The organism is Candidatus Pantoea deserta (genome assembly GCF_003813865.1).
In the GTDB taxonomy this organism is placed as follows: Bacteria; Pseudomonadota; Gammaproteobacteria; order Enterobacterales; family Enterobacteriaceae; genus Pantoea; species Pantoea deserta.
Window position 1 is genome coordinate 39,042 of sequence record NZ_RMVG01000014.1, and the last position, 20,148, is coordinate 59,189.

Annotated in this window: 18 protein-coding genes; 8 read left to right on the plus strand and 10 right to left on the minus strand. The window is 57.6% G+C overall.

All coding sequences use genetic code 11. From position 1 onward, the window contains the following. Window positions 1-161: 161 nt before the first annotated feature. From BBB56_RS23925 to BBB56_RS23520, 4 genes are all read right to left on the minus strand, one after another. Window positions 162-1,679 carry a methyl-accepting chemotaxis protein gene (locus BBB56_RS23925; RefSeq protein ID WP_305036976.1) on the minus strand — a complete coding sequence of 506 codons (1,518 nt, stop codon included), beginning with the start codon at window positions 1,677-1,679 and terminating at the stop codon, window positions 162-164. 240 nt (window positions 1,680-1,919) lie between these two features. Then, a complete protein-coding gene (locus tag BBB56_RS16565) occupies window positions 1,920-2,147 on the minus strand; it encodes a helix-turn-helix domain-containing protein (RefSeq protein WP_123802040.1) in 228 nt (75 codons plus the stop codon). Window positions 2,148-2,650: 503 nt separating this feature from the next. Beyond that, on the minus strand, window positions 2,651-4,090 hold the full coding sequence (locus BBB56_RS16570; protein ID WP_123802041.1) for a methyl-accepting chemotaxis protein: 1,440 nt from the start codon (window positions 4,088-4,090) through the stop codon (window positions 2,651-2,653). A gap of 496 nt (window positions 4,091-4,586) precedes the next feature. Then, a complete protein-coding gene (locus BBB56_RS23520) occupies window positions 4,587-4,763 on the minus strand; it encodes a hypothetical protein (RefSeq protein ID WP_158673943.1) in 177 nt (58 codons plus the stop codon). A 211-nt stretch (window positions 4,764-4,974) separates the two neighbouring features. Between BBB56_RS23520 and BBB56_RS16575 the strand changes: the two genes are divergently transcribed. Together BBB56_RS16575 and feoB are read left to right on the plus strand one after the other, a co-directional pair. Beyond that, window positions 4,975-5,214, plus strand: a complete 240-nt coding sequence (locus BBB56_RS16575; RefSeq protein ID WP_123802042.1) for a FeoA domain-containing protein — start codon at window positions 4,975-4,977, stop codon at window positions 5,212-5,214. After that, entirely contained in the window at window positions 5,211-7,334 is a 2,124-nt protein-coding gene (gene feoB, locus BBB56_RS16580; RefSeq protein ID WP_123802043.1) for a Fe(2+) transporter permease subunit FeoB, read from the plus strand. Before BBB56_RS16575 ends, feoB begins: the two co-directional genes overlap by 4 nt. Window positions 7,335-7,528: 194 nt before the next feature. On the opposite strand, the gene BBB56_RS16585 is transcribed toward feoB, so the two are convergent. Next, the gene (locus BBB56_RS16585) at window positions 7,529-8,185 is read right to left on the minus strand and encodes an MgtC/SapB family protein (RefSeq protein WP_123802125.1); all 657 of its coding nucleotides are present in this window, start codon (window positions 8,183-8,185) and stop codon (window positions 7,529-7,531) included. A 184-nt stretch (window positions 8,186-8,369) separates the two neighbouring features. On the opposite strand from BBB56_RS16585, the gene BBB56_RS16590 reads away from it, so the two are divergent. Next, complete coding sequence (locus BBB56_RS16590; protein WP_123802044.1) at window positions 8,370-8,642, plus strand: putative hemolysin; 273 nt, start codon at window positions 8,370-8,372, stop codon at window positions 8,640-8,642. Here the strand turns inward: BBB56_RS16590 and BBB56_RS16595 are convergent. Next, a complete protein-coding gene (locus BBB56_RS16595) occupies window positions 8,639-9,637 on the minus strand; it encodes a 2-hydroxyacid dehydrogenase (protein WP_123802045.1) in 999 nt (332 codons plus the stop codon). The genes BBB56_RS16590 and BBB56_RS16595 overlap by 4 nt on opposite strands. 143 nt (window positions 9,638-9,780) lie before the next feature. Between BBB56_RS16595 and BBB56_RS16600 the strand changes: the two genes are divergently transcribed. The 3 genes from BBB56_RS16600 to BBB56_RS16610 are packed head-to-tail and all read left to right on the plus strand — an operon-like array spanning window position 9,781 to window position 12,904. After that, window positions 9,781-12,393, plus strand: a complete 2,613-nt coding sequence (locus BBB56_RS16600; protein WP_123802046.1) for a YdbH family protein — start codon at window positions 9,781-9,783, stop codon at window positions 12,391-12,393. After that, on the plus strand, window positions 12,390-12,578 hold the full coding sequence (locus tag BBB56_RS16605) for a YnbE family lipoprotein (RefSeq protein ID WP_123802047.1): 189 nt from the start codon (window positions 12,390-12,392) through the stop codon (window positions 12,576-12,578). Before BBB56_RS16600 ends, BBB56_RS16605 begins: the two co-directional genes overlap by 4 nt. Continuing rightward, on the plus strand, window positions 12,578-12,904 hold the full coding sequence (locus BBB56_RS16610; protein WP_123802048.1) for a YdbL family probable chaperone protein: 327 nt from the start codon (window positions 12,578-12,580) through the stop codon (window positions 12,902-12,904). Before BBB56_RS16605 ends, BBB56_RS16610 begins: the two co-directional genes overlap by 1 nt. Before the next feature lie 51 nt (window positions 12,905-12,955). Here the strand turns inward: BBB56_RS16610 and BBB56_RS16615 are convergent, their stop codons facing one another. Next, on the minus strand, window positions 12,956-13,555 hold the full coding sequence (locus tag BBB56_RS16615; protein ID WP_123802049.1) for an FMN-dependent NADH-azoreductase: 600 nt from the start codon (window positions 13,553-13,555) through the stop codon (window positions 12,956-12,958). Window positions 13,556-13,808: 253 nt separating this feature from the next. Between BBB56_RS16615 and hrpA the strand changes: the two genes are divergently transcribed. Beyond that, a complete protein-coding gene (gene hrpA, locus BBB56_RS16620; protein ID WP_123802050.1) occupies window positions 13,809-17,711 on the plus strand; it encodes an ATP-dependent RNA helicase HrpA in 3,903 nt (1,300 codons plus the stop codon). Between the two features lie 224 nt (window positions 17,712-17,935). Further along, window positions 17,936-18,511, plus strand: coding sequence for an Ail/Lom family outer membrane beta-barrel protein (locus BBB56_RS16625; protein ID WP_123802051.1), 576 nt, complete (start codon window positions 17,936-17,938; stop codon window positions 18,509-18,511). 72 nt (window positions 18,512-18,583) lie between these two features. On the opposite strand, the gene BBB56_RS16630 is transcribed toward BBB56_RS16625, so the two are convergent. The 3 genes from BBB56_RS16630 to asr all read right to left on the minus strand — a co-directional run bounded on the left by BBB56_RS16630 (window position 18,584) and on the right by asr (window position 20,121). Next, entirely contained in the window at window positions 18,584-19,393 is an 810-nt protein-coding gene (locus BBB56_RS16630) for a trypsin-like serine peptidase (RefSeq protein WP_123802052.1), read from the minus strand. Window positions 19,394-19,510: 117 nt separating this feature from the next. Further along, window positions 19,511-19,591: a small membrane protein YdgU gene (gene ydgU, locus BBB56_RS24060; protein WP_456238497.1), complete on the minus strand. Its 81-nt coding sequence runs from the start codon at window positions 19,589-19,591 to the stop codon at window positions 19,511-19,513. A gap of 86 nt (window positions 19,592-19,677) precedes the next feature. Then, window positions 19,678-20,121, minus strand: coding sequence for an acid resistance repetitive basic protein Asr (gene asr, locus BBB56_RS16635; RefSeq protein ID WP_123802126.1), 444 nt, complete (start codon window positions 20,119-20,121; stop codon window positions 19,678-19,680). Window positions 20,122-20,148: the final 27 nt, after the last annotated feature.

Genomic DNA, 20,148 nt, shown 5'->3' on the forward strand with positions numbered 1-20,148 from the left:
GGGAAGGAACTGACGCGGACTCTTTTTCCAGTGGATATCGCGCAGCGGTTCTCGCCGCGTTGAACGCCATCGGGTTTCGACCTTTAAACGCCGCCAGAACTGCGCCGCGCGCTGAAAAAAAAAACCTCGCGAAGCGAGGTTTTTAGTCGAGAGCCGTTTTATCAGGCAACTTTAAACATTGAAGTGGTAAGGCTTAACTGCGCCGCCTGCTCCTCCAGCGAGGCGGCGGCGGCGGCGGCCTGTTCAACCAGCGCGGCGTTTTGCTGAGTGACCTCATCCATTTGCGCGATGGCGATGCCGACGTGCTCAATGCCGTTAACCTGCTCGCCGGAGGCGGTGTAGATTTCCGACATGATGGTTGATACATCGCCGATGGCCGTAACGATTCCGGTCATCGTCTTGCCCGCCTGTGCGACCAGGTCGGTGCCTTCCGATATGCGCAGATTTGAGGCTTCAATCAGCGTCTTGATCTCTCTCGCCGCTGTCGCGCTGCGCTGCGCCAGGGCGCGGACTTCGCTTGCCACTACGGCAAAACCCCGGCCCTGTTCGCCAGCGCGGGCCGCTTCGACGGCCGCGTTAAGCGCCAGAATGTTTGTCTGGAAGGCAATGCTTTCAATCGTACCAATAATATCAACTACATTTTTCGAGCTGGCGAAGATAGCCGCCATGGTGGTGACGACGTTATCCACCACGTTGCCTCCCTGCTGCGCGACCTGAGACGCTTCAGCGGCCAGGCTGCTGGCGCTTTGCGCATTGGCGGCATTTTGCCTCACGGTCGCCGTAAGTTGTTCCATGCTGGCTGACGTCTCTTCCAGCGAGGCGGCCTGCTGCTCCGTTCGCGCAGAGAGGTCGGTGTTACCCAGCGCGACCTCTTTAGAGGCGCTGTCGATAGAGGACGCCGCGGTCTGAATCTCTGAAACCACCTTTTTGAGCTGCTCCTGCATAGCGGTGAAAGTGGCGATTAACACACCGGTTTCATCTGTTGAGCGCGCTACCAGTTTGGTAGAGAGATCGCCTGCGGCAATCGCTTTAGCCGCTTTCACCGCCTCTTTAAGCGGAAGGGTGATAGCGCGGGCGAGAGCGTAGCCTAATGCGGACGCGATAACTAACGCCAGCAGCGCGCCGATAAACAGCGTTATCCGGGTTTGCGTCTCAATAGCGTTTACCGACCCCTGACGTTCATTGAGCAGGCTCTTCTCGCCGTTAACGATCTCATCAATGGTGTTACGCATCTGATCCATCTGGATCTTGCCGCTGTTGGCTTCAAAAGCGGCATTGAAGGCGACCGGCGTAATGGTTCCGGCATTGAGCGCGCGACGGTTGTTTAGCAGTTCTGCGGCAAAATTATCCTGCCAGGCCTGCTCTTCCTTCAGCAAATTGTTCAGCCGCGCCTGCTGAGCCGGGTTATCCGCCGTTAACGCTTTTGCGTCCTGCAACAGTTTCACAAAGTTCTCTTTGCTCTCTTTCCAGGGATCCAGCATCTCTTCTTTGCCGTTAATCGCATAACCGCGCAGACCGGTTTCCATATTCACCAGGCTTTGCGTCAGGGCGCGGCTTTTATCGATGACGCGCCAGCTATGAATGTTCCAGTTATTGGAATTTACGATGCTGGAAAAGTTGTTATAAAAGGTTGCGCACAAAACCAGCAATAAAATCACAATGGTGCCAAATGCAAGCAAAAACTTTCTTTTGATAGGTAAATTTCTGAACATTTTTTTCCCGGTCCATATAATTTAACAGAACAGCTACAGAAGCTGTAAAACGAGCAGGTTATCGGCCAGGCGCTGCTCGCCTTTAATTAATTTCTGCAAATTTCAGGCGGCGGTTAATAACTGTCTTACGGCTGCGTTTTTATAATTTTAAATTTCATACAGATATTTTAAAGTTGCGCGGTCACGTTGACAAAATTAAATAGCATGCTACCGCGGCGTCAGGATGAAATGCGGGTGTTTTCCAGCCAGCAATAGCAGAAGCTCATATTCTCCCTTGCTCAGCAAACCGGGCGTGGCGGCTTCTTTACGTTGCCAGCCCCGCAGGCTGATATCGAACCGCTCAGCGGCTCGCTCCTGTGTCAGGCCTGCGGCCACCCGCAAAGAGCGGACATCAGACGCGATAATCAAATCTGCTTTAAAGGATTTACTGGTCATTATTTTCTCTCAATACAGCCAGCCCCTTCCTGCGGGGCGCTGTCTGGCATACCTAAAATTAGGTAGGATAATAGGGATAACCGACGCCTTTTATAGCGGCAGCGGATTAAGTAGTTATTTACCCGGCGCGGCGGCGCCAAATAAATATACGGCTCTGTCTGGCGTAGCGGCTATTTTATCGGGAGCGTATTCCTGCGCGCGGCTTCTTAATAAGGCGCTGAATCATTTCGTCAGGAAACTATTTTCGCTGTCCTTATGCATCATTCAGGAATAAATTCTCGCTACTCACTGAGCAAGATATTTAGTACAGGCTGCTATGCCTGCGGACTATTACCCTGGCGTTTTTTCCCCTACAGCTATTTTGCTCCCGGATCGAAGAGGAGGCTATTGGTCACGCCTGCTAACCCGCCGATCCCGGTGGTCTGCGAACAGGGGCCGTTTTGCCGCAGGCGCTGACGCGGCAAAACGGCCAGCCTGCGCCGGTCCTGAAGGGGTATCACCTGTCAGATAACAGGTTCAGCCGCTCGTGGCGCTGCAAAAACGTGGGCGCGACTCACGGCGAGAGTATCTGCATCGGTCAGAGCGGCTGAGGTTTTAAAGTGACTGATAGCCGCGGCCAGGGTTTCCGTTCGCCCGTTCAGGCTGCCTGCAGAGACCGTGACCTGCTGGACGAGCGAGGCGTTTTGTTGGGTGACGCGGTCCAGATCGGCGATAGCCAGCGTGACCTGAGAAATCCCTTTACTCTGTTCCTCTGAGGCCAGCGCAATTTGGCCAATCAGATCGTTAACGGCAGAAACGCGCGTCGTTACGCTGCCCATGGTGTCGCCAGCTTGCCCGACAACCGCAGCGCCTTCCTGCACGCGCGCCACCGCGCCGCTAATCAGGCCTTCAATCTCTTTCGCTGCGGCGGCGCTTCGCTGGGCGAGGGTGCGCACCTCAGCGGCGACGACAGCGAAGCCGCGTCCCTGTTCACCCGCTCGCGCCGCCTCAACGGCTGCGTTCAGGGCCAGAATATTGGTCTGGAACGCGATATTGTTGACCGTGGCCGTGAACTGCCGGATTTTTTCGGCTTCTGCGGCAATATCGTGCATCAGCGTAGAAACAGAGTGAACCAGTTGCTCTCCTTGCTGCGTCGTCTGCGCGGTCGCCTCTGCAAGCTCGCGCCCTTCCCTGGCGCTCAGGGCGTTGTTCTTAACCGTGGCGGTCAGCTCTTCCATGCTGGCTGCGGTCTGTTCAAGCGCCGCGGCCTGACGGGTGGTGCGATCGGACAGGTCGCTATTGCCGGCGGCAATGTCTGCGGCTTCCTGACGCAGAACGCGGGTATTGCTATGCACTGACTCAACGGTAGTCAGCAGACTTTGCTGCATAAGCCTGACCAGCGGAATGAGCTGACCGACGCAGTTGCGGCCAGATTCCTGCGGCTCGCGGGAGAGATCGCCTGCGGCTATGCCCCTGAAGTGTTCGCGCAGTGCGCCAAGCGGTTTAACCAGATGAGTCACAAGAAAGCGATCGCAGAAGAGCAGTAGCGCCAGCGTCATCAGCGCGGCGGTAAAAAAGGCGATCTCCAGACGATAACGATCGCTGGCCGTGGCCGCTTCGTCTGATGCGAGCTGATGCTGAAGCCAGCCAAGCCGCTCGTTTGCTGCGGAAGAGAAAAGGGCGGGCGTTTCGCTCAGGGCGTCATTAAAGCGCGCCCAGCCAGCGCCGGCGGGGATCTCCGTATGCAGCGCCGCTTTTTCGTCGGCCGACCCGGAAGTCATCACACTCCCGGCTCGCGCCAGAAAAATAAGCTGCGCGTTCAGGGCGTCTCTTCCCTCGGCCCGCTGGTGCAGGTCATGCAAAATAACTGAACCGTAAGTGCCAGCCAGCGCGACGACAAGCAGAGCGGCAAGCAAAATAGCCTGTACAACCCGTCGGATAGTGAAATTTCTGAGGAAATGCATATCAGGTTCCCTGATGTTGTTATTGCTGTGTAAGAAATCAGGGCTTTTGTAATTAAAGTCGCCCGCAATTTAATTGTGTACTATTTTTTTATCCCTTACAGTCTGGCAGCCAAACTGGAAAAAGGAAACGATCATTTAAAATATTTTTAATGCGCTGATTCAGCAGAATTTTATTTCGAGGTTTAACCAGGCGAGGGCATCAGAATAGCAGGGAGGTCCATTTCCAGCGCGTAAACAGCGTGTTTTTTCTGTCACGCCGCCAGCGTTTTTTCGCTCTGTTTTTATGCGTTTTCTGCTCAGTTTATTCCGCCGCTGAGCGGTGCTGGAATCAGGCAAACAGGCGTAAACCTGACAGAGAGGTTGCAGGCATGCCGAAAGGCGGGCTGGCCGATGCCTTCTACAGGGATCACTGGCGCGGGCAGTGGCCGCACGGCGTCTGAAGCGGGAGCTAAACGGGAACGGGGCGGGCAATGAAGGGCGCTAAGACCCGCCTGCGCTATCCCGCCAGGGACAGATCGTATGGGCTATCGGGTACGTCGTTCCAGATACAGTCTATTTCGCTGTCGTGCGACCTGCACTCCGGCGGCGCATCAGGATTTTTCACCTGGTGATGCGGCGTTACCGCGCAGCCAGAGAGCAGCAGAGCGATAAGAAGCACACAAGGTTTCAGCATAAGAGGATTCCGGTGATAGCAGTCAGGATAATTTTCCCGCCGCTTGCCTCAACAGAGACCTAACAATGCCGGTGAGAGGCTGGCGCTGCATCAACCCTGACTAAACCCAGCCGCACTTTTTCCCCTGTCTCGCCATTAACGCGATCTAAATCAATAACGAGAATTGTTCGCACTCGCATAGTTGCGGCATTTCAACATCGGAGAAGAGATCATGCTGATAAAACCTGGCAGCCAGTGGCGCATTGAGGGGTATCGGGACGACGTTTCACCGGTATTCAGCCGTAAACTTTTCTCGCTGGGACTGGTGCCCGGCGCGCTTATTGAAATCGTTCGACTCGCCCCGCTGGGCGATCCGGCTGAAGTCCGTATTCGTCGCACCAGCTATGCGCTGCGCAAATCGGAACTCGCTATGCTGCGTCTTAAAGCCGTCAACGGAGGCGAGGGGGTATGAAAACACGCAATGCCGTGCTGGTCGGTAATCCAAACGCGGGCAAAACCACCTTATTCAACCTGCTGACCGGCCTGCGCCAGCGTACCGGCAACTGGCCGGGCGTGACCGTAGAGCGTAAGCAGGGTTCCTTCACTACCGCTCATGCCGCCGTTACCCTGATCGATCTGCCGGGCATTTACTCGCTGGAGGCGGTGCATGCCGAAGACGGGTTATCCGCCGACGAACGCGTCACCTGTCACTATGTGATGAGCGGTCAGGCGGACGTCATCGTCAATGTGGTCGACGCATCCAGTCTGGAAAAGAGTCTCTGGCTGACCCTGCAACTGCGCGAGCTTAATCTGCCGGTGATCCTGGTGCTAAACATGGCCGATGTGGCAAGAGAGTGCGGCGTTAAGGTAAATGTTGACGCCCTGGCCGAACAGTTAGGCTGCCCGGTCGTCCTGATGTCGGCTTCCACGTCAGAAGGCTTAGACGCACTGCTGGACGCCATCGATCGGGCTGTCAGCGCGCCGGCAGGCAGGCTGCATCTTAACCGTAGCGAGACCAGCCATGAAGCGCGTCTGGCGCGCATTGACCATATTAGTCAGATCGCCTGTGACCAGACGTCTCATACCGCTCATCGGCTGACGCGCGTGCTGGACGCGCTGTTTCTTGACCGATGGCTCGGCTTTCCCCTGTTTCTGGGGGTGATGTACCTGATGTTCTACGTATCCATTAACATCGGCGGCGCGCTACAGCCCCTGTTTGAGCAGGGATCGACGGCGCTGTTTGTTGACGGCGTCGCCCGGCTTTGCGCGGCGCTGCACTGCCCGGACTGGCTCACCTCATTTCTGGCGCAGGGCATCGGCGGCGGCATCACTACCGTACTGCCGCTGGTGCCCCAGCTGGCGCTGATGTTCTTTTTTCTGACGGTGCTGGAAGAGTCGGGCTATATGGCGCGCGCTGCCTTTGTGGTCGACAGACTGATGCGCTGGCTTGGCCTGCCGGGCAAATCCTTTGTGCCGCTGATCGTCGGCTTTGGCTGCAACGTGCCTGCCGTGATGGGCGCGCGCACCCTGGAGACCGAAAGGGAAAGAATACTGACGATGCTGATGGCTCCTTTTATGTCCTGTGGGGCCAGGCTGGCGATATTTGCTGTTTTCGCCACGGCGTTTTTTGGCAACGCCGGCGCGACGCTCACCTTTTCACTTTATCTGCTGGGCATTGCGGTCGCCGTATTTACCGGACTGGTGCTGAAGCATACCTTGCTGAACGGCGCCTCTTCGCGCGCCATTATGGAGCTGCCGCTCTGGCATGTGCCGGTGATGCGCAGCCTGCTGCTGCAAACCTGGTTCAGGCTGCATGCCTTTGTGATCCGCGCGGGCGTGGTGATTGTCAGCGCCTGCGTGGTGATCACTCTGCTGTCGGGCCTGACCATTAAAGGCGAGGTCGCCCAGCGCGTTGACGACTCGGTACTGGCTTCCGCCAGCCGCTATATCACGCCGCTGTTTACCCCGCTCGGCATTCGCGCCGATAACTGGCAGGCCACGGTGGGGCTGGTGACGGGCGCGATGGCAAAAGAGAGCGTGGTGGGGACGCTGAACGCACTCTATCAGGCAGAGCCGCAGCAGGCTGACGACGACGCGCCGCCGCAGAGCCTGCTGTCCGTGTTAAGCGCTGCGCTGAATGAGACCTGGCAAAATCTCAAGGATGCGTTCAGTCCGCAGGCGCTGATTAATCCGGTGGAAGCCAGTAAAGGAGATGGCGAAATGAGCGAGGGGGCGCTGGGCATGATGCAGTCGATGTTCGGCAGTCCGCTGGCGGCCTACAGCTACCTGGTTTTCGTGCTGCTCTATATGCCCTGTGCGTCCGTCATGGGCGCCCTGGCGAAAGAAGCGGGTCGCAAGTGGATGTGGTTTTCACTGTTCTGGGGGACGGGGGTCGCTTACGCGGCGGCGACGCTGGTCTATCAGGCCGGCACCTTCGCGCAGCATCCCACTTCAGCGCTGATGTATCTGTTCGCCATTGTCGGTGTCGGCGGAGTCTCGGTCACGCTTCTGCGCCGTATGCGCGACGACCTTCAGCCAGACAGGCCGCTGGAACGCAAAGGCTGCGTTGGATGCAAGGGGTGTAGAGAGTAGAAATAAAAAACGCTCCTGTAGTGGAGCGTTACCGAAAGTCGGTTAAGTGAATCAACAGCCGTACTTGTGTGGTGAGGTGTTTCCTCGACAACAACTATAGCGCTGTGTTTCTTAACCGACTTTCAATGACGCAGAGGGGATAGCCCGGAATAATTGCGTTAGATCAATTTGTTATGGGTTAACGCCCCAGCGCATCACATCATTTCCAGTGACGAGACGCCTTTAACTTCCATCACCTTTTCATACAGTTGTCCAGTTGACGCTCTTCGTGACAACGTCACTTCAACGCTCAGTTCGCACAAACCGCTTTCAGGATCGCGATTCACTACCGCGATATGCCCGTAGCGAATCCGCTCGCGTTGCAGAACCAGCAATACCAGCGGCACGCTCTTCGGCTTCAAATTAACCAGCAGCGTATGCTGTTTGCCGATCAGCAGATGGCTGATACGGCGGAAGGTCTCCAGCACTAGCAAGGCCAGCACCGTGCCATAAAGACCGATTTCGTACATGCCGCTGCCGATCACCAGACCAATGGCCGCCGTGACCCATAATCCCGCGGCGGTGGTTAACCCTTTCACCACCTGTTTCTGGATGATAATGGTTCCCGCGCCGAGAAAACCCATGCCGCTTACCACCTGCGCGGCGATACGGCTGGGATCGAGGGCAACGTGATCGCTGCTCAGCATATCCGCAAAGCCATATTTCGACACCACCATAAACATGGCGCTGCCGATGCCCACCAGAATATGAGTGCGCAGTCCCGCCTCTTTAGCGCGCATTTGCCGTTCCAGGCCGATCAGACCGCCCAGTACGCCAGCCAGCACAATGCGGATAAGTAAATCGACCGTCACCATTTGACGCTCCTGACAGCAGGTTTGTGCATGAATAGCAAAGATAAAGGTATTAAACAGGATAATTCTGCTTGCAATCGAGCAGGGAAAATTTTGTAAAAACCTGTGTCGCCTATCGACCGCCTGCTGCGCCTGTCTTATGCTTGACCGGCCTCTAACCCCTAATTTTTCCGGAGTCCGACTGATGAAAGCAGCCACCTTTCTGCTGGCCGGTGCCGCGCTGCTGCTCTCCGCATGCAGCAGCAGCAGCGATAACGAACCACCGCAACAGGCCACCGCAGCCCATATCCAGCCGCATGTGGTGATGTCTTCTTTAGCAGAAAGCAACTGCGCCGGCGCAGGCGGCACCCTGGCCTTTTCTCATCAGCTGGATGGCACACGCGTCGGCATGTGCCAGCTGGCCAACGGACGCCGCTGCGACGAGCAGGCGCTTATCGGCGGTAACTGCGCCCGCTAACTCTGTACCGTCAGCTGATTCGGACACTGCTCGCCGTGTTCAAGCTGGTTCAGGTTAGACAGGGTGGTTTCCGAAATCGCCGTTAAGGCTTCGGCCGTCAGAAACGCCTGGTGGCCGGTAAACAGCACGTTATGACAGGCTGACAGGCGACGAAATACGTCGTCCTGAATGACGTCGTTGGACTTATCTTCAAAAAAGAGATCGCGCTCGTTCTCGTAAACATCCATGCCGAGCGAACCGATTTTCTGCTGCTTCAGCGCCTCAATCGCCGCCTGAGAATCGATCAGTCCGCCGCGGCTGGTATTGATAATCATCACGCCGTCTTTCATCTGGCTAAAGGCGGCTGCGTTGAGCATATGATGATTCTCAGCCGTTAGCGGACAGTGCAGGCTAATCACGTCCGACTCGGCAAACAGCGTTTTCAAATCCACATATTCGGCGCCCAGCTCCAACGCCTGCGCGGCCGGGTAGGGATCGAACGCCAGCAGACGCATGCCGAAGCCTTTCAGGATGCGCATCGTCGCGATGCCGATTTTACCGGTGCCAACCACGCCCGCCGTTTTGCCGTGCATATTAAAACCCGTCAGCCCGTCGAGCGAAAAATTGGCGTCACGCGTGCGCTGATAGGCGCGATGAATGCGGCGGTTAAGCGTCATCATCAGGCCGACGGCGTGTTCCGCCACGGCTTCCGGCGAATAGGCGGGCACGCGCACCACCTTCAGGCCCAGTTCTGCCGCTGCGGCTAAATCAACGTTGTTGAATCCGGCGCAGCGCAGCGCGATATATTTCACCCCAAGCGCGGCCAGCTCTTCCAGCACCGGGCGGCTGCCGTCGTCGTTAACGAAAATACAGACGGCGTCACAGTCAACGGCGTTTTTTGCCGTCGCCTCCGTCAGCAAAAAGTCAAAATAGACCAGGTCGAAACGGTAGCTTTCATTAACGTGGTCCAGATACTTCTGGTCATAGTGTTTAGTGCTGTAAACCGCGATCTTCATCGTTACGCTCCTGCATACGGGTATCCCAACAGCATAACGGTTTATGCATGATTTTGCTGCCGCTGACGGTGCGCCTTCAACTCTGACGGATTACGTGCCATCATCATTGTCAGGATTCTGTCAGGAAAAGGAAAATTGCTGCCATGCCGCGACGCCTCCGTCGACTACTCGCTGCATTACTGGCGCTGACACTACTGGTGCTGGGGCTGTTGCTTACGCTGACGCACTGGCTGCCGCGCCTGGCCGGAATCTGGCTTCCGGCGGAGACACGCATCGTTGTTGACGGCGCGCCGCGCTGGCGCAACGGCGGGATCTGGTTTCCTCAGGTTCGCTATCTCGCCGGTGAGTGCGTGCTGGCCAGCGTAGAGCAGGCGACCTTTGGCAGAGAGAGGAAGCGCTGGCAGCTGAGCGCGCGGCAGGTCGCGCTTAACAGCGACTGTCTGCAACAGCTGCCGCACAGCGAGCAGCCCGGCACGCCCCGAAGTCTGGCAGCCTGGCAGCAGATGCTGCCAGGGGCGGACATTCATATCGAACGCCTCAGCGTCTCTCCCTGGCAACCCTATGCCGGCCGCGTTGATCTGGCGCTCTCCCCAGACCAACAGACGCTGCGCTATCGCGGCGATAACCTTGAGATTGACGCCAGTCTGCATGGGCAGCAGCTTAACGTCGCCCAGCTCAGGCTGCGCCATGCGGCGCTGCCGCAACCCTTTACGCTTGAGGGAGCGTTCAGGCTGCCGGAATTTGCTGACGGTCTGCCGGTGAGCGGCAGGCTGGAGGGCAACCTGCAATACGCCGGCCAGCCGCTGCGCCTGGCGCTGGCGTGGCAACAGCAGCAGGGACAACTGGATGTGTACACCACCGGCGACGGCCAGCCGCTGCTGGCGCTGCCGTGGCAGGTGGATGCGCAGCAGATCCGCATTCTCAAAGGCCGCTATCGTTGGCCGACCGGCAGTCAGACCGTTGCCGGCTTTCTCGATCTGACGCTGGATCACTGGCAGCAGGGTCTGGAAGAGATGCAAATTACCGGACGCCTTAACGTGTTGACGCAGGGACGCGGCGGCAAAGGCAACGCGGTGTTGAGTATTGGGCCGGGCAGGCTGAGCATGGGCGACAGCGCGCTCCCGCTGCGCCTGACCGGGGAAAGCAAGCTGGCGTCAATGCAGCTTTACGCCTCGTTGCCGGGCTATCTCAGCGGGCCGCTGCTCGATCCGCAGCTGAAATTTCAGCCGGGCGCGCTGCTGCGTCTGCGCGGTCGCCTGCTGTCGACGCTGGAGGTGGAAGAGGCGCGCTGGCCGCTGGCGGGGGTGCGTCTTGCGTCGCAGGGGATAAACGGGCGTTTACAGGCGATCCTGCGGGCGCGCGATCCCAGCTTCGGCCAGTTCAGGCTGCACCTGGACGGTCATGCCGCCGATTTCTGGCCAGATAAGGGCGAGTGGCAGTGGCGCTACTGGGGGGCGGGCGACATGCTGCCCCTTAGCGCCGCCTGGACCCTTCAGGGAGCAGGCGGCTGGCGCGATACGCTTATCCATCTGGACCGCCTTGATGCCCGTTTCGATCGCATGCAGTACGGCATGGCAGAGGTAGCGAAGCCGCGCCTGACGCTCAGCGCCCCGGTTAACTGGCAGCGCGATGCGCATCAGGCGGCCTTTACTGGCGGTTTCCGCATAGATGCCGGGGAGACGCAATTTGATTTTGGCGGACGGCTGCCTGCCTCATCACTCCGCTTTGAGGCGAAAGGTCAGGACCCCAGCCACTTTATCTGGCGCGGTCAGTTACAGGCGCAGGCGATTGGTCCACTGCGCGTGCATGGCCGCTGGGACGGCCAGCGGCTGCGCGGCGAGGCCTGGTGGCCGACGCAGTCGTTAACGGTGTTCCAGCCGCTACTGAAACCCGATCTGAAAATGAAGATCCGCGCGGGAGAGCTGCGCGCGCAGGTGGCGTTTTCTGCGGCGGCGCGCGAGGGCTTTAGCGCGGGAGGCCACTGGGCGGTGACAAAGGGCAGCCTGTGGATGCCGGACAATCAGATCAACGACCTCGACTTTTCCCTGCCGTTCCGCCTGAAAGAGCAGCAGTGGCAGCTGGGCGTGCGGGGACCGGTATCGCTGCGCATTGGTGAAATCACCAACCAGTTCGCGATGCAGAATATTCGCGCCGATTTGCAAGGCTATTATCCCTGGCATGAGGCGCAGCCGCTGACCTTGCAGAATGTCAGTCTGGATCTGCTGGGCGGCGAGGTGTCGCTGCCTGCGCTGCGACTGCCTCAGCACGAGGCGGCGAAGCTCAGGCTGCGCGACATCAGTCTCAGCAAGCTGGTGACGGCGTTAAAACCGAAGCAGTTCGCTATGTCGGGCAAGGTCAACGGCGAACTGCCGCTGTGGGTGAATAACGCCCGCTGGCTGGTGCAAAACGGCTGGATCGCCAACAGCGGGCCGCTGACCTTCCGCATGGACAAAGATATGGCTGACGCTATCGCTGCGGGCAACGTCGCGGCCGGCGCGGCAATAAGCTGGCTGCGCTACATGGAGATTTCCCGCTCGTGGGCCACGCTCGATCTGGATAACCTCGGCAATCTCACTATGCAGGCGCAGGTGCAGGGCGCCAGCCGCTTCAGCAACCGCCAGCAGACCGTCAATCTCAACTATCACCATCAGCAGAATCTGTTTCAGCTTTGGCGCAGCCTGCGCTTTGGCGATAATTTGCAATCCTGGGTGGAACAGAACGCCACTCTGCCGACCAAGAGGGAACAAAGACCATGAGCCTCAGGGCGTTACTGGTGCTGGCAGTCGGACTGCCGCTGACAGGCTGTGTGCCACGCATCGAGGTGGCCGCGCCAGAGCAGCCGATCACCATCAATATGAACGTGCGCATCGAACATGAAATTCATATCAAAGTCGATAAAGACGTGGAGGCGCTGCTGAAAAGCCAGAGCGATCTGTTTTGATGCAGGGGAAATGGAAAGGCTTTATCGCCGCGCTGATACTATTTGGCGCGCAACCGGCTATGGCGCTCACGCTCAATGAGGCGCGCCAGCAGGGGCGCGTCGGCGAGACCTTTAGCGGCTATATTGCCGCGCGGCAGCAGGACAACGAAACGCTGGCGCTGGTGAAGCGCATTAATAACGGCCGCAGCGCGGAATATCAGCGCATTGCGCAAGAAAACCATCTCACCACCGAAGAGGTGGCGCGTATTGCCGGAGCGAAGCTGGTTGAGCGGGCGGGCGCAGGCGAGTATGTGCGCGGCCTTAACGGTCTGTGGATGCAGAAATAAAAAAGCCAGGCGTCATGCCTGGCAATCGAAACACACAGATAATAATAATGATTAGGCGGCAACAATCTGCCTGATAGCGTTTTTCGCGTCGTCAGTGGCTTTAGTCGCCACTTCCGGGCCGTAGGCGATACCTTCGGCAAAGACAAAGTTCACATCGGTAATACCGATAAAGCCGAGGAACAGCTTTACGTAAGGGGTCAGCAGGTCGCTTGGGGTATCTTTATGAATACCGCCGCGGCTGGAGAGGATCACCGCACGCTTGCCTTTTACCAGACCTTCCGGGCCTGCTTCGGTGTAGCGGAAGGTGACGCCAGCGCGCGCAACCAGGTCAAAATAGTTTTTCAGCTGAGTCGGGATATTGAAGTTGTACATCGGCGCGGCAATCACGACCACGTCATGCGCCTGAAGCTCTTCAATCAGCGCGTTGGACAGGTCCAGCGCTTCCTGCTGACGCGGCGTCAGCGGCGCGTCGGACGGGCGCAGCGCGCCGACCAGCTCGCCATCCAGTACCGGAATCGGATTGGCCGCCAGATCGCGAACGGTAACCTGATCGCCTTTGGCTTTCGCTTCATCAACGTAGAAGTCGGCCAGCTGGCTTGACTGTGAGTAACCAGCCAGAATGCTGGATTTCAGAACTAATACTTTGCTCATTGCTGTTTCCTGTATGTTACGCGGAAGGCTGCCCGCTCAATGGGTTACACTCTACGGTCATTAACGGCACGGTAAAAGCGCAATATTTCGAGAGCGATGTTCGAATTTCTTGAACAAGCATGGCATGGAAGGCGCAGCTGTATGGGTCAAAATGTGTTATTCTTTCGCGATAAAATTTTAGTTTCAGCCAGTTAACCCGGCTATCGGACGCTGCATCAGGCAGCGGCTCCGTCTGAGAAGGTACTCCATTACTATGTCATCACCGGTTTCCTCTCCCTTAGCGCCGCTGTGGCCGCGACTCAACAATCTGATGCTGCGCGATCGCCAGCGTCTTCAGCGCCGCCTGCGCGGAGCGAGCAAAATAAAGGAGCCTGCGGCGCAGCAGGGCGTCGCGGCTGAAATCAGCGAGCAGATCGCCGCCGCGGAGCAGCGCGTCGCGGCGCGCGCGGCGTCAACGCCGAAAATTACCTTTCCCGATAATCTGCCGGTCAGTCAGAAGCAGCAGCAGATTGCCGAAGCGATCCGCGATCATCAGGTGGTGATCGTTGCCGGTGAAACCGGATCAGGGAAAACCACGCAGCTGCCGAAAATCTGCCTGGCGCTGGGACGCGGCGTGAAAGGGTTGATTGGCCATACTCAGCCGCGCCGTCTGGCCGCGCGCACCGTCGCCAACCGCATCGCCGAAGAGCTGGATACGTCGCTCGGCGGCTGTATCGGCTATAAGGTGCGCTTTAACGATCAGGTCAGCGACAACACCCAGGTTAAGCTGATGACCGACGGTATCCTGCTGGCGGAAATTCAGCAGGATCGCCTGCTGCTGCAATATGACACCATCATTATCGATGAGGCGCACGAGCGCAGCCTGAATATCGATTTTCTGCTGGGCTATCTGCGCGAACTGTTGCCGCGTCGTCCCGATCTGAAAGTGATTATCACCTCGGCGACCATCGATCCGCAGCGCTTCTCGCGTCATTTCCATAACGCGCCGGTAATCGAAGTATCAGGCCGCACCTGGCCGGTTGAGGTGCGCTACCGTCCCGTGGTTGAGGATGCCGACGACAGCGAGCGCGATCAGCTACAGGCGATTTTCGATGCGGTAGATGAGCTAGGCGAAGAGGGGCGCGGCGATATTCTGATCTTTATGAGCGGCGAACGTGAAATTCGCGACACCGCTGATGCGCTGATGAAGCGCGATCTGCCGCATACGGAGATACTGCCGCTCTATGCGCGGCTGTCGAATGCCGAGCAGAACCGGGTGTTTCAGTCGCACAGCGGCCGCCGCATCGTGCTGGCGACCAACGTCGCGGAAACCTCGCTGACCGTACCGGGCATTAAATACGTTATCGATCCCGGCACCGCGCGCATCAGCCGCTACAGCTACCGCACCAAGGTGCAGCGTCTGCCGATCGAGCCGATTTCACAGGCGTCGGCCAACCAGCGTAAAGGCCGCTGCGGCCGCGTGGCGGAAGGTATCTGTATTCGTCTCTACTCCGAGGACGATTTCCTCAGCCGCCCGGCGTTTACCGATCCGGAAATTCTGCGTACCAACCTGGCGTCGGTTATTCTGCAAATGACCGCGCTGGGGCTGGGCGATATTGCCGCGTTCCCCTTTGTCGAAGCGCCCGATAAACGCAATATCCAGGATGGCGTGCGCCTGCTGGAGGAGCTGGGGGCGTTAACGCTGAATGAGGAGACCGGCCACTACAGGCTGACCGGTTCCGGCCGTCAGCTGGCGCAGCTGCCGGTCGATCCCCGCCTGGCGCGTATGGTGCTGGAGGCGCAGAAATTCGGCTGCGTGCGGGAAGTGATGATTATCACCGCGGCGCTCTCCATCCAGGACCCGCGCGAACGTCCAGTCGAGAAGCAGCAGGCTGCTGATGAGAAGCATCGCCGGTTCGCTGATAAAGAGTCGGACTTCCTGGCGTTTGTGAATCTCTGGAACTACCTCGGCGAGCAGCAGAAAGCGCTGTCGGGCAATCAGTTCCGCCGCCAGTGCAAAGCAGACTTTCTTAACTATCTGCGCGTGCGCGAATGGCAGGACATTTATACCCAGCTACGCCAGGTAGTGCGCGAACTGGGCATTCCGGTGAACAGCGAACCGGCAGGTTTCCGCGAGGTGCACTGCGCGCTGCTGACCGGCCTGCTGTCGCATATCGGCATCAAGGACGCTGAAAAGCAGGAGTTTACCGGGGCGCGCAACGCCCGCTTCGCCATTTTCCCAGGCTCCGGTCTGTTTAAAAAGCCGCCGAAGTGGACCATGGTGGCGGAACTGGTGGAAACCAGCCGCCTGTGGGGGCGGATTGCGGCGCGTATCGATCCAGAGTGGATCGAGCCGCTGGCGCAGCACTTGATCAAGCGCAGCTACAGCGAGCCGCACTGGGAGAAAAGTCAGGGCGCGGTGATGGCGCAGGAGAAAGTGACGCTGTACGGTTTGCCGATTGTCACCGCGCGCAAGGTGAACTATGGCCGTATCGATCCCACGCTGAGCCGCGAGCTGTTTATTCGTCATGCGCTGGTCGAGGGCGACTGGCAGACGCGTCATGCCTTCTTCCGCAATAACCAGAAGCTGCGCAGCGAAGTCGAAGACCTGGAGCATAAATCGCGCCGCCGCGACATCCTGGTGGACGATGAAACCCTGTTCGGCTTCTACGATCGACGCATCGGTCAGGAAGTGGTGTCGGCGAAGCATTTTGACAGCTGGTGGAAGCTGGCGAGCCGGGAAAATCCTGATCTGCTCAACTTTGATAAGCAGATGCTGATTAAAGAGGGCGCGGATAAGGTCAGCCAGCTGGATTACCCTAACTTCTGGCATCAGGGCAATCTCAAGCTGAAGCTCAGCTATCAGTTTGAGCCTGGCGCGGACGCCGACGGCGTTACGGTGCATATCCCGCTGCCGCTGCTGAATCAGGTAGAGGACCAGGGCTTTGAATGGCAGATCCCCGGCGTGCGGCGCGAACTGATTATCGCACTGATCAAGTCGCTGCCGAAGCCGCTGCGGCGCAATCTGGTGCCTGCGCCCAACTACGCCGACGCTTTCCTCGGCCGCGTCACCGCGATGGAGATGCCGCTGCCTGACGCGCTGGCGAAAGAGTTTCGCCGTATGACCGGCGTGATGCTGGAGCGGGAAAACTGGCAGTGGGAACAGGTGCCCGATCATCTGAAAATGACGTTCCGCGTGGTAGACGAGCACAACCGCAAGCTAAAAGAAGGCAAAGATCTCAGCGCTCTGAAGGCCGCGCTGAAGAATAAAGTGCAGGAGACGCTGTCGAAAGTCGCCGATGACGGGCTGGAGCAGAGCGGCCTGCATCTCTGGAGCTTCGGCGATCTGCCGCGCAGCTATGAACAGAAGCGCGGCGGCTATCAGGTAAAAGCCTGGCCTGCGCTGGTGGATGAGAAAGAGAGCGTGGCGATTCGCCTGTTCGACAGCGAGCAGGAGCAGCAAAAAATGATGTGGCGCGGCCAGCGTCGCCTGCTGCTGCTGAATATTCCTTCGCCGATTAAATATCTGCATGAGAAGCTGCCGAATAAAGCCAAGCTGGGACTCTACTTTAATCCTTACGGCAAGGTGCTGGAGCTGATTGACGACTGCATCGCCTGCGGAGTGGATAAGCTGATGGCGGAGGCGGGCGGCCCGGCCTGGCAGCAGGAGAATTTCGAGCAGCTGCACGAGAAGGTGCGAGCCGAGCTGAACGATACCGTGGTAGAGATAGCCAGGCAGGTGGAGCAGATCCTGACCGCCGTGTTTAACATCAACAAGCGGCTGAAAGGGCGCGTCGATATGACCATGGCGCTGGCGCTGTCAGACATCAAGGCGCAGATGAGCGGACTGGTTTATCGCGGTTTTGTGACCGGCAACGGCTGGAAGCACCTGGGCGACACGCTGCGCTATCTGCACGGCATCGAGCGCCGACTGGAAAAGCTTCCGGCCGATCCCCACAGCGATCGCGCCCGTATGCTTAAGGTGCAGGCGGTAGAGCAGGCCTGGCAGGCCTGGCGCAATAAACTGCCGCCGCAGCGTCAGGATGACGAAGCAGTGCGCGACATCCGCTGGATGATCGAGGAGCTACGCATCAGCTACTTCGCGCAGCAGCTTGGCACGCCTTATCCGGTGTCGGATAAGCGTATTCTACAGGCCATGGAGCAGATTGCGGCGTAATCGCCGCCGCCCGCCGCAAGCCGCAGCCATTAGCGCTGCGGCTTTGTTATTCTCACTCCCGTTTCCTGCCAGCTAACCCGATTTGCGTTAATAATTTATTTACAGCCATGCTTAAATAAAACGCAAAATAAGCTGTCTGCCTCAGGCATCGCCGTTATTTTTCAGTAAAATCGTGGCGGCGCGAAAAGCGCGCCGGATAATTTGACTGATTAGGGACGATGATGATGAATAAAACTGTACTCCTGAGCTGTATATTGCTTGCCCTGGGAACAGGCGCCAGGGCTTATGCCAGTACACAAACCGTTAGTCTCGGCTATGCGCAAAGTAAAATTCAGAATTTCAAGGACATCCGAGGGGTTAACTTTAAATACCGCTATGAGTGGGATTCGCCGCTGAGCGTTATTGGCTCGCTGACTTATATGAGCGGCAGCGGCGACTATACTCCCACGGTAGCGTCGATGGATATATTCGACGGCCATGCAAAGGTAAAATATTATTCCCTTGCTGCCGGACCCGCCTGGCGTATTAATCAATATATCAGCGCTTATGGTTTGCTCGGCGTAAATTACAATAAAGTTGACTATCGGGAAGGCTGGTATAATTACGAAGGGCGCTACGTTTATATGGGTGAGACGTCGCTCAGTGAGAACAAAACCGCGCTGATGTACGGCGCAGGTCTGCAAATCAATCCGGTAGAGAATCTGGCCGTGGATATAGGCTATGAAGGCTCACGTCTGGATGTCGCGGGTAAGGATATGTCGATTAATGGCTTTAGCTTAAATGTGGGCTATCGCTTCTGAACCTGGCGCGCAGAAAGAAAAAAGGCGCGGCTGACCACGCCTGCGCCTTTTCTGGCTGACGTCGCGGACGCTTTACTGCGCCAGCGCTTCCAGTTTATCGCGGAAAGAGGTGACCGCGATGGCGCGGTTATCGGCCAGATAGCGATCTTTGGCGGCGGGGGCGGAGCTTTGCACCGCAATCACCTGCCAGCCGTCACTGTTTTTCAACAGCAGCGGCGAACCGCTGTCACCCGGCAGCGTATCGCACTGATGCGACAGCACGGCGCGCTGCGCCCAGCCGGTAATCACACAGTCGCTGTGCGAGTAGAGCGTATCAAGATGATCTTCCGGATAGCCCGCCTGCGTCACTTTACGGTCAGCCTCCTTCAGCGCGGCGGTCAGATCGCCGCGCGAACCGTCGAACAACGGAACAGGATTAATGGCCGACGGCGGATTGCGCAGAATAATCAGTCCGTAGTCGTAGGGCGCGGCGTCGCTCGGCACAATCCAGCCTTCGCCATCCGCCTTTAACCGGCGCGCCAGCCCAGGCTCCACGCGCGCATCGATGTCATGAATTTCATAGCGCCAGCCGCTATCGCTGGCCATAAAGCGCAGCGCCACCGGCTTATCAAATTTGCCCGGCGGCGTTAGCAGGCAGTGTCCCGCCGTTAATGCAAGGTGGGCAGAAATCAGTGTGGCGGTACAGAGATTGCCGCTCTCTGTTTCCAGCTGACCAATGGCGTCCCAGGGCGAGGCAGTGACATCCTCAATGGCTTTACGGTGATCTTTGCCAAAAAAAAGCGTTTTGATTTCATCGGGATTCGGCGCATCGTCGTTATCATCGGCGTGGGCCAGATTGGTGATACAGAATAATCCAGTCAACAGCAAAATAGCCAGGCGCATAGGTCTCTCAATGGCGAGATTTAAAAAGTGGTTATAGTTATTACGCGTGCGCAATAACTATAGTCGGTGAGCGTTAAAAAAGGGAGATTTATTGGAGTAATCAGCACGCTACAACGACTAAATAAAGAAGAAGGCTGCGACGACGCCGCACAGGATCATCACCAGCAAGATTATCTCAAAACGATAGCGACGCACCATTTCCGCAACTCCGGTAACGAAACACCCGGCAGAACCGGGTGTTTAGATTAATCAACGCTTGTTAAGGCGCGGGTGCGCGACCTTAATTATTTTGTAGCGGCTTTTTTAGACGCTTTGTGATGCTTTTTAGCGGCCTGCGCTTTCTGCGGAGCGGCTTTCTTCGCTACTTTATGATGCTTTTTCGCTGCCTGCGCTTTCTGAGCGGCATCTTTCTTCGCTACTTTGTGATGCTTTTTAGCGGCCTGGGCTTTCTGAGCGGCATCTTTTTTCGCTGCTTTGTGGTGCTTTTTAGCGGCCTGCGCTTTCTGAGCGGCATCTTTCTTCGCTACTTTGTGGTGCTTTTTAGCGGCCTGAGCTTTCTGAGCAGCTTTGTGTTTTTTGTGCGCGGTTTTGTGCACGGTTTTAGCTGGCGCAGCGGTAGTGGTGGTCGCAGCCGGCGCAGCGGCAGGCGCAGCGGTGGTGTCAGCCGCGAAAGCAACAGAAGAGAGACCCATAGCAGCGGCGATGACCAGTGCAAACAATTTTTTCATTGCAAATTCCTCGAACATTTTTTCATG

Excerpts from the sequence above, each read along its gene's own strand:
- BBB56_RS16565 (WP_123802040.1), bottom strand. The coding sequence starts at position 2,147 with ATGACCAGTAAATCCTTTAAAGCAGATTTGATTATCGCGTCTGATGTC.
- BBB56_RS16570 (WP_123802041.1), bottom strand. The coding sequence starts at position 4,090 with ATGCATTTCCTCAGAAATTTCACTATCCGACGGGTTGTACAGGCTATT.
- BBB56_RS23520 (WP_158673943.1), bottom strand. The coding sequence starts at position 4,763 with ATGCTGAAACCTTGTGTGCTTCTTATCGCTCTGCTGCTCTCTGGCTGC.
- BBB56_RS16575 (WP_123802042.1), top strand. The coding sequence starts at position 4,975 with ATGCTGATAAAACCTGGCAGCCAGTGGCGCATTGAGGGGTATCGGGAC.
- feoB (WP_123802043.1), top strand. The coding sequence starts at position 5,211 with ATGAAAACACGCAATGCCGTGCTGGTCGGTAATCCAAACGCGGGCAAA.
- BBB56_RS16590 (WP_123802044.1), top strand. The coding sequence starts at position 8,370 with ATGAAAGCAGCCACCTTTCTGCTGGCCGGTGCCGCGCTGCTGCTCTCC.
- BBB56_RS16595 (WP_123802045.1), bottom strand. The coding sequence starts at position 9,637 with ATGAAGATCGCGGTTTACAGCACTAAACACTATGACCAGAAGTATCTG.
- BBB56_RS16600 (WP_123802046.1), top strand. The coding sequence starts at position 9,781 with ATGCCGCGACGCCTCCGTCGACTACTCGCTGCATTACTGGCGCTGACA.
- BBB56_RS16605 (WP_123802047.1), top strand. The coding sequence starts at position 12,390 with ATGAGCCTCAGGGCGTTACTGGTGCTGGCAGTCGGACTGCCGCTGACA.
- BBB56_RS16610 (WP_123802048.1), top strand. The coding sequence starts at position 12,578 with ATGCAGGGGAAATGGAAAGGCTTTATCGCCGCGCTGATACTATTTGGC.
- BBB56_RS16615 (WP_123802049.1), bottom strand. The coding sequence starts at position 13,555 with ATGAGCAAAGTATTAGTTCTGAAATCCAGCATTCTGGCTGGTTACTCA.
- hrpA (WP_123802050.1), top strand. The coding sequence starts at position 13,809 with ATGTCATCACCGGTTTCCTCTCCCTTAGCGCCGCTGTGGCCGCGACTC.
- BBB56_RS16625 (WP_123802051.1), top strand. The coding sequence starts at position 17,936 with ATGAATAAAACTGTACTCCTGAGCTGTATATTGCTTGCCCTGGGAACA.
- BBB56_RS16630 (WP_123802052.1), bottom strand. The coding sequence starts at position 19,393 with ATGCGCCTGGCTATTTTGCTGTTGACTGGATTATTCTGTATCACCAAT.
- ydgU (WP_456238497.1), bottom strand. The coding sequence starts at position 19,591 with ATGGTGCGTCGCTATCGTTTTGAGATAATCTTGCTGGTGATGATCCTG.
- asr (WP_123802126.1), bottom strand. The coding sequence starts at position 20,121 with ATGAAAAAATTGTTTGCACTGGTCATCGCCGCTGCTATGGGTCTCTCT.